Here is a 13,955-nt window from a genome sequence, read left to right as displayed (position 1 = left end):
ATTAATCTCTGCGCTTTGAATAAATTGAATGAAAAAGTTAAAAACAAATAATTGAAAGTTTTTTGATCAAAAGCCGTTCTTATTCTATAACACCAATAATGAATCCCTTTATGTTGGTGTTTCACAGCTTGGATCTCACTTGTGAGGTCCTTTTTTTTATCGACTAATTTAACCAGAACTCGGTTTAATTTACTCTTCTGTATAACTAAGACAAAATTATCTTTCATATTTATGTTTTTCTGAATCAAAAATGAATAAAAAACAACATACCCTCGTTAAATATGACTAATTTATGAAGGGAATATGACTTTTTTATATGTTATTTGTAACTTTACAACATAAAATGAAAATTAATTACATATTTTACTTTACAAGGTTAGAGTGGTTACTCTATAATGCTCTTGTTCCCAAACACGAACGCTTGTTGAAATATTTTATTCTAGCTTTCCTCATAGCTAACTACGCCGATAACCTTGTTATCGGCTTTTTTTGTCTACGATTTTTTCCATCAAAGCACCCAAGCTACTTCGATTAAACAAACATTTGATCAAATAACAGATATAATTTATCAATAATACTGCTTAAATAATGATGAGATTTAATAGATGACAATAAAAAATTCAGATGCAACAGCTCTGCAGTGTCCCATCTGTGAAAGCCAAAATTTGTGTGATGTGAATAATGAAAACGGCTGCTGGTGTTTTGATCAACCCGTGCCACCTGGTTTGATCAAAAGTGTGCCATCAAAAGAAAAAGGTAAACGTTGTATTTGCCAAGCTTGTATTGAAAAATTCAAACTTGGCAAGAGTGTGGTATAAATTTATTGACGTTTAATGAAGACTAAAAATTTATTTTTCGGCTGGCTCAGGGTCCATGCTTTTAAGCGAGCGTAAAAACAAACCTAAACCACCCATAGCTAAAACTAAAATAACAATTAGATCAAAAGCGCTCATACTTTTAAAACTAAATCGGATAGTAGAAATAACACCAAAAATCAGTCCCGTTAACGAACCCAGTGCAAGTAACCAACCTATAAAGTTTTTGCTATTGTAGAAAATCATACCAACACCAAAAATAAATGGGATCATAATTAAGCCACTGGTAATACTGTAATTGCCACCAAAAGCCGAAAACCCATAGAGTCGTGCGCCCATACCAAAGTTTGATGAAACAGAAATAGCATTGAGCAACAGATAAAAGCCGCCACACATCATAATAAAACCAATAAAAAATTGGCCTAAGCCGCCTGATGTTCCACCTGCTCCACGCATAATATTTCCTTTTTTGTTGTTATTACGTTAACTAATAAGATAAAAACCCTATTTAATAATCACTTAATATTACCAGTGTAACTTAAGCGATTATTAAATAAGGTTCTTGTTCCTTATGTTTTGCTTTGCGTTGGAAAGCTCCTTTGCCTTTTTTCGCTTTTACTACCTGTACTTTATATACTGTAGAAGTCACGATTGCGGCAAGAAAATTATCTTTAATCGTGCCTCTGCCTATATCAATAGCTACAGCTTTTTTCTTTGATTTCATTTTTACTCTCATTATATTAAATACACCTACCCTAGGTATATATTGCAGCAGCATTATATATTAGCTCAATAAGTATTCCATAATGAAATTATCGATTAACAGCAAATCTTTAGTTTAATATCCTTTTAATATCGATTTCTTTGGTTAGGTAAATCACTTAAATATTCAACAAATTCAACTTCGAAGCCACTTGGATCCAAAAAATAAACATTTTTTCGGTAGGCATCTTCTGGCCCTTCTTTATCAACAAAAAAACCTGCTTTTGCTAATCGATTGATTAACGCCTCTAGGTTAGTTGTTACAAAAGCAAAATGCGCTAAGCCAACTTGATGACCACTGAGATCTCTGTTGCTATCAACACCATTATCATTGAAGGTTAAAAATTGATAGTCGTCGCCAAAGTGCAACCACCTTCTTGGCTTGCCTGACCACTCATCTTCACCTTCCCCTCTAATCGACCAATGAGGAAACGCAGCTTGATAAAAACTAAGCGTGTTAGAAATATCACTTACCACTAAATTTAAATGCTCAATATGTAACATAGTTTTTCCTTTATTTGTTTATCGTTGAAAGCTACATGCCGTAGGCATATTCTTGTTGATTGGGATAACGATCACTTAAGGTATTAATTCTAACCATTGTTAAGGCATGGCAATATTGATGCAGCATAGCTAACGAATACCCAATACGCCCCCGTAAATTAATCTCTCGTTGTTCAAGTATAGAATCAGATGGGTAATTAAGAACGTTCTCAACATTCCTAATAATTAGATGATCGGGTATCGCGACCAACTTGTTATTTTTCAAAGCATTCATCCTTAGCTCTGCAATAGGATAAGCACCACTAATGCCATTAACTACAGAAATTATTAACGCTGGCTTATGTCCTGTTTCAGCGGTGGTAGCCATAAGTAAAAAATTTTTTAAGATAGGAGTTGCCATTCCGCCCCACTCAGGAGTAATCAAAATAAAGCCATCTGCTTGTGAAAGTTGCTCACAAATATGCTGCCAATCTGAAGAGTTATCATTTTTACTAACCTCATCACCATCCCAAAAAGGCAAATGGTAGCGACAAAGCTCAATGTGACTCACTTCATCAAAAATATCAGCATGACATTCTAGATATTGCGCTACTTTAGCGCTTTGCGACCCTGTTCGTTGACTACCGCTAATGATAACTAACTTCATATGAAAACCTTTTTGTTTATTAATTAATATATAAAGTAAAACATTTAGATATTAATGTAAACACTATATAAACTTTTTTGTTTATATAGTGACGCTTCACTTCAACTCAAATAAACGTTAATTAAACGTAAAAAGTTGCGAAATCCCCAGAATGGCTATAATTTTATAATTAGATACAAAACGCTAATGCTTCAAATAAACCAATAAACCTCACTTATAGGCTAACGACATGTCACAAAAATTAAAAACAGATATCCCTCAAGAAGCATTTGATTGGTACGACGATTACGCTCACGGAGGGATGGATAGAAGAACCTTTGTTAAAAAGTTAGGCACACTGGTAGCAGTAGGCTATTCAATGAGTGTTTTAACCTCAGCATTACTGCCTAATTATGCCTTGGCAGAGCAAGTTTCTTTTAATGATGAAGACATCAAAGCGAGTTACGAAACATTTGACTCTCCTCAAGGTTACGGCAAAGGCCAGGGGTATTTAGTCGTACCAACAAATAAAACAGGTAAATTACCTGTTGTGTTGGTTGTGCATGAAAACAGAGGACTAAACCCATACATTAAAGACGTTGCAAGGCGACTAGCTAAGGCGGGGTTTATTGCATTTGCTCCCGATGCCTTATTTCCAATAGGAGGTTATCCTGGCAATGACGATGAAGGCCGAGCAATGCAAAGGGGTATGGACCGTTCTAAAATCCAACATGACTTTGTAGCTGCTGCTAAATTTTTAAAAAGTCATGAAAATAGTAATGGTAAACTTGGCGCAGTAGGTTTTTGTTTTGGTGGTTATATCGTAAATTACTTGGCCGCTATTGAATCAAACTTGCTGACAGCAGGTGTTCCTTTCTATGGAACGCCTGCCAAGAAAGAATTGTGGAAAAACATTAATGCATCATTGTTAGTTCAGTTGGGTGAATTAGATGAACGCGTTAATAAGTCGTGGCCTGAATATAAACAAGCACTGAGCCAATTACATGTGCCATTTAAAGGCTACATTTATAAAAACGCTAAGCATGGTTTCCATAACGACTCTACTGCCAGATATGACAAAAAGAATGCAGAGCTCGCTTGGAGTCGTACACTTGAATTCTTTAATGAGAAACTGCGTAGTTAATGAACAATAAGACAAAACGCAATGTTGAACTCAACTTTGCGTTTGCTTTTCTTTTAAATTTGTCTTCCTTTCGTAACCTAATATAATCAATGTTAAGCTCCTCCTTAGTATGTACTTATGACTCACAAAGCACTTAGCCCCCTTCATAGCTTTTTCAACAAACTCAATATTGAAAGCACCATCATTAATGAAGTAAATCCACAATGTAAGCATTTTACAATTAACTCGCAGCATGTACTGCTTCGCCAAGGAGAACAACAGGAGTACGGTTATTTTATTTTGTCAGGCATTTTAAAAGCTATTCACTATTCGACAAACGGTAGTGAGCATTGTAAAGAATATTATTTTCAAGACGAAATGTGTTTTTTATATTCAAGCTGGCTCACGAATTCGCCCGCTAATTACCAAATTGAAGCGGTAAACGATAGCGAAATCATCAAAATTCCACTGACATTATTTAATCAACCTAACTGGTTATTAACGAAAGTCACATTACTTGAACAACAGTTACTGTACAAAGAAGATAAAGAGGTTTTTTTATTATTGAAAAATCCTGAAGAACGCTACCTCCATTTACTTAATCACTCGCCACTATGGATCGAGCGCCTTAACAATAAGCAATTAGCCACTTATATTGGTATCACTCCAATAAGCTTATCCCGCATAAAAAATAGAATTAATAAGCGAAATAAGTGAGCCATTTCTTAAAACATTAAAGATTCAAGCAAACTAATTGAGAGACATTAACTTAAGTTAATTATCACACTGTCTAGTTTATTCATAATGCGCCTCATTATTATATTCTAAGTTCATACTTAATTTAACCATGCTTTGGTTGTATTTAAGTCCATAGAGAAACTGACATGTCTGCATTTTACTGGTCACAGTTGTTAATAGGCGTTGCAATAATATTTGATTTAGCTTCTTTTCAATTTAAAGATCGGCGAAAAATCGTGGCATGTTTATCAATTGCTGGTGTGTTAATTTCTAGCCACTTTTTTTTACTGGAACAATATACTGCCGCAGGATTAATGGCAGTTGCTGTTACTCGCTACTTTTTAAGTGTATTTACGACGTCAAAATTGGTGATGTTAGTTTTCATTTCTATCGCTATGGTAGTAACTACCTTTACTTACGTTGGCGTTATTAGCTTAATTAGTTTTGCCGGAGCTAGCATGCAAACCATTGCGGCTTTTTGTCAAAACGATAAAAAATTACGGCAATTAATGATTATTGGCACCAGTTTTTGGTTACTACATAATGTGTTAGTTGGCTCTCCGACAGCTGTCATTATGGAGGCCCTATTTATCACGAGTAACTTTATCGGTTATTATCGTTTTTATATTTCTCCTAACACAAACAAATTAAATTACTGATTTATTACGCTTTTTAGCAATAACCATTAACTTTTTTCGATAAACCATAATGCTGTGATCCGACGCTAGCTCTCTAAAAAGACTGTGTTGGATAACCGCAACAATCCGATAGGCAAAACTGACACTGTAAAGGAGTTTTACTTCTTGAAAATCATTAGGTACGCAATTGGTTAAATAGCGCATATTCCCTGCATGCACATAACCATTATATTTAGATAACCAAGCTTTTAGCTTTTCGCCAATTGAAGGGATTAAACCTAAAACAAATGAAATTCCTGATATTGCAATAGCGCCTGGCGGTAGCATAGTGACAGAATCGGCAGCATTAACTAGCCGGTAAATAGGTGACTTAATTCGGTTTATCCAGTTTTCGTTACCCACTCTTGGTGAGCCAAAGGTATAACATGCGGCAATATGAATTGGGGGGGTAATATCTCGAGTGGCAATCGTCGCTAACGCGCCACCTAAACTATGGCCTGTAATATATAGCGGTTTACCCTTTAATTGTGCTGATTGTAAACGTTGATTTATTGTCTCACAAACACTGTTAAAAGCCGTTTGAAACCCTTCATGAACTAATCCATTTGATGGACTGGTAATTAGATTTGCTCGGGTGTCGGTTCTTATATCCCCAATGCTGGTTGCTTCTGTACCTCGAAACACCAATACCGTATATTCATCGTTAAAAGTAATAAAGGCTTGCGTGTCGGTTTCAGGATCAGAAATCCATGACAACTCATCATCTACCTGAAACGCAAAATCTTTAAGCATTTCAATTAACATAGTTTTGCTTTCACTAGTGTCTTTGAGTAACGAAACAACATAATCTGTCAGAAATTTTTTATTACTGCTATTAGATAATTTATCAATGACATGAGATTGAAATTTGTCGGCTATATTTTTATCTAACCCTTCAAATCTTGATTCCCAAACGATATACGAAAGTTCGCACAAGCTTGCCATAATAAACGCCGTTTTATCGCTGTATGCTTTTCGATAATTGGGCAATTTAAGGGATAAAATATGTTGGCTTACCTCTTGTTCTTCTGCTGAAAATATACCGTTTGTCATGTTAATTCCTCTATAGGCCTACATTTTTCTTATACGATTTATACTTTCCTTGTTTTTCACCAAACCAATCCATAAATTCAATATTAATATAAAAACTATTATCGCCACTGCCTCTGTTGGCAAAACCAAAACTAAAATTGTTATAGACATGAAACATCAACCCATGACCGACTGAATCTCCCGAGGCTCTATCGGAATAAACGGAAGCGATTGACACACCCCACGGAATTTTAGCATCCCAACGGTTAAAGCCTGCCCACTCTAGCGCAAGGCTCAACTCTGTTTTATCGCCTGCTTGCGCGGCCGAAAAATGATCAATAACCACGCTCGGATGCAGTAAAAAATACTGGCTACTTGGTGGTAACTTTAAATTTCTGCCATCTGATAACTCTTTATGATAAAGCCATGAGGTAATAAAAATATCGACCGGTGTTTGAAATCTCGAGTTATCACTAAATTTATCCCACGCACGACTTTTGTCTCTAATACCAGCAAGCGCTTTATCTGAACTATTTTTTCTGATGAAATGGTTTTGAATACGACCGACGCGTTCTATTTCACTAAAGAAATCTTTACAGCTGCTATAACCCAATGACAAACACTGAGCTTCTGTTTCTTCGGTGCTAGTAAATGTCGGTAAATTCACTGCATTAGGGCCACTGAATCTGAGTTTCCGCCCAAGCGGGTATGCCAATGTAAGTTCATACGTATTCATTTGTAGTGTTTCGGGGTATTGATAGGCGGCCCACAAATACTTAGCTTCTTTAACGCTAGGGAAGCTAGTTTCTGGGAATGAGGTACTATAAAAACTGAGAGCTTCTTGCCTTACTTCTTCAGTTAAGCCTCCTGTTAAAAATGTCGAATCTTTCACCGCTCTCACATCATCTGTTAGCATCGCCTTGCAAGTGTTAAGGGCAAAATCGCGAGATAAATCGTAAAGTTTTGCTAAAACAGGTTTTGTGGATAATTCGGGTAAAGGACATTGCTCATCAGCAATAGTTAATTCTTGTGCCAAAATTGAAGGGCTATTAATTGCAATAATGAACAGTACTATCAATTGGATACGCTTTTTATAAATATTCATTATGCCTCCTTATTGTTTAGCCTTGAGTGTTTTCAACAGATCGTAGGCTTCCTTAACGTGTTCAAATATTTCAATGGTTAACGTTATTTTTTTAATTAAACTAGCACCTTGGTCTACTTGGGCTTCTAATTCTTTTAATGCCTTTTTTACGGCACTATACTTGTCGGAAATAGGACCTGAAATCGTCGTTTTTTTATAAGCTGACTTCGCTTTTTGAATTTGGCTCGCTCCTATAGTTAACGACGAAAATTCTGCAAGAAAAATGCCTCCAACTTCAGGATCGGCTAAATACTCCATCAAGTCGTGCGGGTTAACATTAAGCTCGTTATCGCCAATATTACGTATTTCGTTGGTGCGGATCAGATCGCCTACTTGTGGGTCAACGGCAAAACGCTTAAATACGGTAAAGGGATCGTATTGATTATAAACAGGATAAAAAAGATGGGCGACGCCATCATGTGCATTGTTATTGTCTCTGACAATTGAATGGTTTGGATCTTCTAATTTGGTAATCAGTTGCGTCATACGAGAGACATTAGCGATTGTCCAAAGGCCATCAATGGGATAATTAGCAAAACGAATATGATCTGGTCGATCAGGCTCAGACGAGAATAAATATAGCTTGGTTAGTGCGTCATGCAATACCGCGGTGCCTAGACTATGGCCAACAATAATAACTTGCCGGTAAGTGTCTGGATTATCCTTTGCTGCCTTTAAAACCGTTAGAATTTTATTCATGCAGCGCGCTAAAATAGTTTCTCTTAGTGTGCCAAACAAACAATATAAAACTACATCTAACCAGTGCGTATATAAGAATGAATCTTCTTTCAATTGACTTTGAAAAGATAACATTCGTTGTAAAAATAAAGGTCCTGCAACCAAGTACTCTGTTATTGCTGTGGCTTCATCGCCCATTTCATTTCTTTTTTCATCAATATATTCAGAGTAATTAAATTCTTCAAAATCAAATTCTTCGTCAGGATTAAAATCTGCGATATTTAAAAAAGAGGCAGATTCTGTTAATCCTTTTTTGAACTCTTGAGTGATATTGCCGGGTAGGTGAGTGCCCATTCCATGAATGAGCAAGACGATTGGTTTGTTGTTCATCACGCTTTCCTAGGTTGATTTAAGTTATGCAATCAAACTGCAAACAAATCGAAGAAAGCTAAAAACATCCATTTGATAATTCAGCAACTAAGTCACTATTGCTCCTTATACTTAATAAACTTTAGTCTAAAAAAAATTAATTTCAAGTTTACCCCATACCTGATTATTTATGGCAAAATATAGGGATTATTTAGAGTGTGTATAACGCATACAAGTCAGCGGTAAAGGATTAAATGTAATGCGATTAAAAGGGAAGTTAATCAAATGGGATGAAACCAGAGCTTTTGGTTTTATTTCACCTAATGGCGGTGGCGACCATGTTTTTATTCATAAAACAGCGTTTTCTAATCGCCAACGTACACCGCAAATTAGTGATGTGATAACTTTTTCTATTACTAAAGATAAGCAAGGGCGATATTGCGCGAATGATGCGACTTTTTCGGGTGAAAAATTAACGAAAAAACAAGCTAAAAACGTGAACAAATTTTCAATTTATCTTGCTGTTGTTTTTTTATGCTTATTAATGGCTGCATTTATGATGAACTATATTCCTCAAAATTTGCTATTAGGCTATTTGGGCTTAAGCCTTGTTACCTTTATTACTTACGCATTTGATAAATCTAAAGCTCAACGCAATGAGTGGCGTACGCAAGAAAGTACTTTACATTTATTTGCCGTTATTGGCGGTTGGCCCGGTGCGGCTATTGCTCAACAAACATTAAGGCATAAATCTCAAAAAAGAGAATTCAGAGTAACCTTCTGGTTCACGGTGATTCTTAATTGTTTAGGTTTAGTATGGTTGTTATCTGCTTATGGCGCTCAAATGTTAAACATTTTTAAGTAACACTAGTTCAGCTTTGCTAACTACTCTCAGTTAAAACACTTTATAATTACAGGTGGTAGTGTTAAATTTTTGAGTGACATAGCACACATTTATTAAAAATATTTTTTATTGAAATATAAGCCAAACCTAAGACAGATTATTTATGACATTAACAGACGCACAGAATATATTTTCGAGTATTCTTAGCCCATATTCTTACGAAGACTTTTTTAATCAAATTGTTGGCCATAAACCTTTAGCGCTTCTTAATAATGAAGATCACCCTCGAGCCAATATTCTTGGTCACTTTCCCAAAGACGTTATTCTTAGTACCTATGAAAAACATGCCCCTTTACTCACCTCACATATTCATACAGCAACCGTTGCCCCACCCAAAGCAAAAGCAGTTGAAAGCCCGCAAGCTTTTCAATCGTTAATTAATGAATACCATAAAACAGGCTATACCGTTCGCGTTCCTGACGCGTCAAACTTGTCACCTGCATTAAACGAATTTAATCGGGCATTGGAAGTGATATTAGAAACTCCTGTCGATGTGGTTGTCTTTTGGAGTGATGCCGATGCAAAAGCGCCGATTCACCACGACGAGGTTGATGTAATTGTTATTCAGTTAAGGGGCAGTAAAAAGTGGTATATTTCTGACGAACCCGCATCACTGCCTAATAAGTGGAAAAGCCATGCAGAACAGCCTCCTGAATTAGGCCGATACAGCACATACGATGTCAAACAAGGTGATTTGCTTTACATTCCTAGAGGCACCACACATACAGTGCACTCTACAAGTGAGTCTATCCATCTTTCAATTGGTTTTGTTCCTGTTACTGTGCGAGATGCCATTAACAGTGTCTTAGATCAACTTTCCGAGCTTAATAAACCACTAAGAGCTGACTTAGGCGTAAGAGCCGATGACTTAGCACAAAAGAAAAATTTAACGGCAATTGTTGAACAAATCAAATCTGGGATCGATAAACTTAACACTCAAATTCAGTCTGACGCTTTCATTCGTGATGCTCTAGCGTTAAGGCGATCCAGAATGATTTTCGATCTACCCAAACTTACACAAGCAAGCATAGTGCAACCAATTTCACCTACAACTCAAGTTAAACATACACCGTTAGCCGTTGCTCAACTGGTAACAACTGCAGATATAATTGACTTCAGACAACCTGGCGAGCAATTGTTAATACACAAAAGGGTGGAAGAATGTATGCGCTTTATTATGAATACTTCCACTTTTTTTGTGCATCAAATTCCGGGGAATGTGGGTGATGATATTCGTCTATCATTAACCAATAAATTGCTCTCTAATGGCTTTCTTGAAGTGGTCGAATAGCAACACATATACTTGTTACAAGCTTACATCCGTATGTCCAACAAACGCTATTTCTCTTTAAGATACATTTTTTGGCTGATGTTTGTTAACAGAAAAATAAAAAATAATGTGGGCTAGCCATAAATAGGTAATACTAACAAAAGTATTACTTAGCCAACTAACTATTATGCATTTTGCTAAATTAATCTAATGAAACGGAGTAAAACACCCTCATGATTATCTTTTTTATCTGCCTCACGTTATTAATATTGGGTTATAAGTTTTATAGCCCCTTTGTAGAAAAACAAGCGGGAATCGATCATACCGTAAAAACGCCTCAAGTACGTTTTGAAGAAGGTGTGGACTATGTTGCTATTCATCCGGTTAAAGCTTTTCTTATTCAATTCTTAAATATTGCTGGTGTTGGTCCTATTTTCGGCCCCATTCTTGGTGCCTTATATGGCCCGGTAGCACTAGTTTGGATTGTATTAGGCAATATTTTAGGTGGTGCGGTACATGATTACTTCTCGGGTGTTATGAGCATAAAAGAAGATGGTAAAAGTTTACCTGAAATTGCTGGCCATTATTACAACGTTTATTTTAAAGGGGTGATGCTGGTCTTCACGACCATGCTACTCTTTTTTGTTGGCGTGGTATTCATCATGAGCCCTGCAGGTTTGTTAAGTAATTTAAGTTATTTCGAAGGCACTTTTTTATCCGGAAATACCTTTTGGGTGTTAGTTATTCTTGGTTATTATTTACTAGCGACGTTATTACCTATTGATAAAATAATCACCAAACTTTATCCGCTTTTTGGTTTGTTGATGATAGTAATGACCTCACTAATTGCCATTGCATTACTTGTAAACGCACCTCATCTCCCTGTTGCAGGTGATTTTTGGGGCTACTTCAATGCCGATCATTACAGTCATGATTTCTTAGAGCCTAATGCTGACGGTCTTCCTGTTTGGCCCTTATTATTTATCACCATAACGTGCGGTGCCATTAGCGGCTTTCATTCAACACAAGCACCTATTATTGCCCGTTGTTTAACCAATGAAAAATATGTTCGTCCTGTTTATTATGGCGCTATGATGTGTGAAGGTATTGTTGGCTGTGTATGGGCATTAGCAGGTATAGCAGCATTCCCAGAAGGTTACTCTGAGTTAAAATCGCTACTTGACCAAGGTGGTCCAGGTTTAGTCGTTAACCACATAGCAAACAGTTACCTTGGCGTGCTTGGTGGAATTATGGCGATTATTGCCGTGGCGATATTCCCAATTACTTCTGGTGATACCGCATTTCGTTCATTACGTTTAACCTTAGTGGATGCATTTAATATCTCTCAAAGTTTACGTAATCGCTTATTGGTAGCAGTACCTATTTTGATTATTGCGTATTTCATGACCAAATTAGATTTTTCAATTATTTGGCGCTACTTTGCTTTTTCCAACATGCTACTTTCTACCAGCGTATTATGGCTTGCCACTAAGTTTTTATTTGACCGTGGCACTTTCCATTGGATAGTGAGCATACCTGCCATTATTGGCACGAGTGTTTCTGCTTCTTATATAATGACCGCAGGCATTGGCTTTAATTTACCCATGGAGCATGGAAAATTGATTGGTGCAGTAGTAGCTGTGCTTTCGTTTATATTATTACTAATGGCACATAAAAAACAATCAAGTGTGGCTTCAGTTTAAGTTTGGCATTAAAAAGCAGTGTTAATTACACTGCTTTTATAAAATACCTTGATAAAATATTCTGTTAAGAACAACCCCCGCTTTCAAAATACCCTTCACTTGTTTCTGACCCCTTGTGATGGAGTAATGAGCAATGGCTAAATATCAAAATTTTTTATTGAAAAAAAACAAAACACTTACCAAACACATATTTACTCTAGGCCTAAAAATCTACAGACCTAGTTTAAATACAGTTATATTGCTACTCTTAAATAACGACTAATTATATAGAGAAAGTGTCAGTTGAATAAGCCTCATAACCAATTAATCATTATGCTCATACTAATGCTCTACAGTATTGACCTGCGTGGTAACGAGCTTAATTTATACACAGAACAATTCCCGCCTTTTAATTACACGTTAAATGGCAAGTTAAAGGGAATCAACCTCGATATTGTAAAATTAGCATGTAAACGCTCAAATATAACCTGCCATTTAACCTCATTACCTTGGAGTAGAGCATATGAAAACGCCTTAAGGTTAGATAACTCCGGAGTATTTTCAACTTCAAGATCAACTGAACGAGAAACTAGTTTTCTATGGGTAGGTCCTTTGGTGTATGGCAACACGTGTTTTTACAAGTTATCTTCTAGGGAAGATATACAGATTACAAATTCACAATCGGTAAAGCACTACTCTGTTGGTATTATGCGTGAAGATATCTACCAAAAAACGTTAGAAAGCTTAGGGTTAGAAAAAGATAAACACTTTATAACTTTTGCTGAAAAAAATAAAGACACTCGCATGTTTGCAATGGGCAAGTTAGATTTAATTATCGGTTCCTCATTAACCTTAAAATCACAATTAGCCCATGTTGGTTTAACACTCAATGATGTAACGCCAGTCTTAGAATTTAATGATAAAGCATTAAAAGGAAACTATTTAGCGTTAAACAAAAAGGTGAAACCAGAGCTAATTAATACACTTCAACATACTCTCACCCAACTGAAAAAAGATGGGAGCATTCAGAAAATTATAGAAAGCTATATAGATGCCCCAACAGTAAATTCTTCGCAGCAAGAAAAGTTTCCCATGTGCTTAAACGGCAGTGCAAATTACTAGATTGTTTTAGCGTCAATATTGGTGAGTCATATAACTTCAATAAATCAGCTTCAAATTCACTTGCCAGTTCCTGCATTTCGGTTCTACTCAATAAAGTTTCTCTCCTTTTAGTAATTAGCGGAACTTATAGACTAGACTTTGATATCAAAGACAACATTGTTTTGTTATTTACTGACTTTCAGACAAGAATTTAACGCCACAAAAACAATAAGCTGACTGGCTCATTACTGCGAGAAACTCTTCGTTTGATAGTACCGCTATTCCTTCGCAACGGTACTGTGCACGAGAACCAGCATGAAAAACATATTTATCTAATAGCTTTTCATTAATATATTTATTAACCGAGTTTTTACTATATGTTGTTCGTTCAGCAACCATATCACCAGTAAAAACCGTTCCATTAATTTCAAACTCTCTTAAAGTGTCTGGCTAATTTAATGAATTCCTTTTACGTAATGTAAGTTCATAAATTACCGTTATTTGATGGAAATAAAAAGCCCCGACTAGCGA

The 13,955-nt window shown here is 36.1% G+C and carries 16 protein-coding genes; 8 read left to right on the top strand and 8 right to left on the bottom strand.

The genetic code is table 11. The annotated features are described in order from the left end of the window. Positions 1-605 precede the first annotated feature (605 nt). Positions 606-818 (top strand): cysteine-rich CWC family protein, encoded by a 213-nt coding sequence (locus tag AC27G3_RS15005; RefSeq protein ID WP_487122917.1) that lies wholly within the window; start codon positions 606-608, stop codon positions 816-818. A gap of 30 nt (positions 819-848) precedes the next feature. On the opposite strand, the gene AC27G3_RS15000 is transcribed toward AC27G3_RS15005, so the two are convergent. The 4 genes from AC27G3_RS15000 to AC27G3_RS14985 form a co-directional block, all read right to left on the bottom strand. Next, positions 849-1,271 (bottom strand): hypothetical protein, encoded by a 423-nt coding sequence (locus AC27G3_RS15000; RefSeq protein WP_487122915.1) that lies wholly within the window; start codon positions 1,269-1,271, stop codon positions 849-851. An 82-nt stretch (positions 1,272-1,353) separates the two neighbouring features. Further along, complete coding sequence (gene arfA / locus AC27G3_RS14995) at positions 1,354-1,539, bottom strand: alternative ribosome rescue factor ArfA (protein ID WP_487122913.1); 186 nt, start codon at positions 1,537-1,539, stop codon at positions 1,354-1,356. Positions 1,540-1,664: 125 nt separating this feature from the next. Beyond that, complete coding sequence (locus AC27G3_RS14990; RefSeq protein WP_487122911.1) at positions 1,665-2,081, bottom strand: VOC family protein; 417 nt, start codon at positions 2,079-2,081, stop codon at positions 1,665-1,667. A 31-nt stretch (positions 2,082-2,112) separates the two neighbouring features. Next, positions 2,113-2,727, bottom strand: coding sequence for an NADPH-dependent FMN reductase (locus AC27G3_RS14985; protein WP_487122910.1), 615 nt, complete (start codon positions 2,725-2,727; stop codon positions 2,113-2,115). 229 nt (positions 2,728-2,956) lie between these two features. Here AC27G3_RS14985 and AC27G3_RS14980 point away from each other — a divergent pair, with 229 nt between their 5' ends. The 3 genes from AC27G3_RS14980 (at position 2,957) to AC27G3_RS14970 (ending at position 5,226) form a co-directional block, all read left to right on the top strand. Further along, positions 2,957-3,850, top strand: coding sequence for a dienelactone hydrolase family protein (locus tag AC27G3_RS14980; RefSeq protein WP_487122908.1), 894 nt, complete (start codon positions 2,957-2,959; stop codon positions 3,848-3,850). 117 nt (positions 3,851-3,967) lie between these two features. Next, positions 3,968-4,546, top strand: coding sequence for a Crp/Fnr family transcriptional regulator (locus AC27G3_RS14975; RefSeq protein ID WP_487122907.1), 579 nt, complete (start codon positions 3,968-3,970; stop codon positions 4,544-4,546). Between the two features lie 167 nt (positions 4,547-4,713). Continuing rightward, positions 4,714-5,226 carry a YgjV family protein gene (locus tag AC27G3_RS14970; protein WP_487122905.1) on the top strand — a complete coding sequence of 171 codons (513 nt, stop codon included), beginning with the start codon at positions 4,714-4,716 and terminating at the stop codon, positions 5,224-5,226. Here the strand turns inward: AC27G3_RS14970 and AC27G3_RS14965 are convergent. The 3 genes from AC27G3_RS14965 to AC27G3_RS14955 are packed head-to-tail and all read right to left on the bottom strand — an operon-like array spanning position 5,215 to position 8,488. Continuing rightward, complete coding sequence (locus AC27G3_RS14965; RefSeq protein ID WP_487122903.1) at positions 5,215-6,297, bottom strand: lipase family protein; 1,083 nt, start codon at positions 6,295-6,297, stop codon at positions 5,215-5,217. The two genes, AC27G3_RS14970 and AC27G3_RS14965, sit on opposite strands and share 12 nt — an antisense overlap. Before the next feature lie 10 nt (positions 6,298-6,307). Next, a complete protein-coding gene (locus AC27G3_RS14960) occupies positions 6,308-7,381 on the bottom strand; it encodes a hypothetical protein (protein WP_487122902.1) in 1,074 nt (357 codons plus the stop codon). Positions 7,382-7,390: 9 nt separating this feature from the next. Beyond that, a complete protein-coding gene (locus tag AC27G3_RS14955) occupies positions 7,391-8,488 on the bottom strand; it encodes a hypothetical protein (protein ID WP_487122901.1) in 1,098 nt (365 codons plus the stop codon). A 238-nt stretch (positions 8,489-8,726) separates the two neighbouring features. Between AC27G3_RS14955 and AC27G3_RS14950 the strand changes: the two genes are divergently transcribed. The 4 genes from AC27G3_RS14950 (at position 8,727) to AC27G3_RS14935 (ending at position 13,445) form a co-directional block, all read left to right on the top strand. Further along, positions 8,727-9,332 carry a DUF1294 domain-containing protein gene (locus AC27G3_RS14950; RefSeq protein ID WP_487122899.1) on the top strand — a complete coding sequence of 202 codons (606 nt, stop codon included), beginning with the start codon at positions 8,727-8,729 and terminating at the stop codon, positions 9,330-9,332. A gap of 142 nt (positions 9,333-9,474) precedes the next feature. Beyond that, positions 9,475-10,662 (top strand): JmjC domain-containing protein, encoded by a 1,188-nt coding sequence (locus AC27G3_RS14945; protein ID WP_487122897.1) that lies wholly within the window; start codon positions 9,475-9,477, stop codon positions 10,660-10,662. Between the two features lie 212 nt (positions 10,663-10,874). Beyond that, positions 10,875-12,344: a carbon starvation CstA family protein gene (locus AC27G3_RS14940; protein WP_487122896.1), complete on the top strand. Its 1,470-nt coding sequence runs from the start codon at positions 10,875-10,877 to the stop codon at positions 12,342-12,344. 282 nt (positions 12,345-12,626) lie between these two features. Continuing rightward, positions 12,627-13,445: a substrate-binding periplasmic protein gene (locus tag AC27G3_RS14935; RefSeq protein ID WP_487122894.1), complete on the top strand. Its 819-nt coding sequence runs from the start codon at positions 12,627-12,629 to the stop codon at positions 13,443-13,445. Positions 13,446-13,613: 168 nt separating this feature from the next. Here AC27G3_RS14935 and AC27G3_RS14930 read toward each other — a convergent pair whose 3' ends face one another. Then, positions 13,614-13,823: a hypothetical protein gene (locus tag AC27G3_RS14930; RefSeq protein WP_487122892.1), complete on the bottom strand. Its 210-nt coding sequence runs from the start codon at positions 13,821-13,823 to the stop codon at positions 13,614-13,616. Between the last annotated feature and the right edge of the window lie 132 nt (positions 13,824-13,955).

This window comes from Colwellia sp. SU-HH01217, assembly GCF_057543495.1.
Note: the sequence above shows the minus strand (reverse complement) of the source record. Positions and strands in the feature narration are given on the sequence as shown.